The following is a 313-nucleotide window of genomic DNA, read 5'->3' on the forward strand; positions in this document are numbered from 1 at the left end:
TTGGCTGGCTCGATAGCTCCGACGGCTACCGTTGCGGTTTATCTCGCGGCTAATGGTGGATGGAGCGCGCTCCAGGCGGGTCGCAATCTCTCGAATCGACAGACCAACTGCGACACCCCGTGAAATCTCCTCGCGCTCCACGAGGGTGAGGGCCAATCGGGAGCGTCTTCGCGCAGTTGGGCGGATGCCTCCCGTCTCCGCGAGAATCCGCTGGATCGAAGAATGGTTTCGATCAAACAGCTGCGCAATCTGCTGGAGCGAATCACCCGCCTTCCAGCGATCCCACATCAACGCTTTCTGGCTTTCGGTGTAG

1 protein-coding gene is annotated in these 313 nt (G+C 60.1%); it reads right to left on the minus strand.

Features of this window, described 5'->3' with window-relative positions; all coding sequences use genetic code 11:
* Nucleotides 1–313 (minus strand): helix-turn-helix domain-containing protein (locus GSQ95_RS24415; RefSeq protein ID WP_158973956.1); only part of this gene is annotated, 313 nt, incomplete at both ends.

The organism is Pseudomonas sp. BAV 4579, from assembly GCF_009765395.1.
Classification (GTDB): domain Bacteria; phylum Pseudomonadota; class Gammaproteobacteria; order Pseudomonadales; family Pseudomonadaceae; genus Chryseomonas; species Chryseomonas aestiva.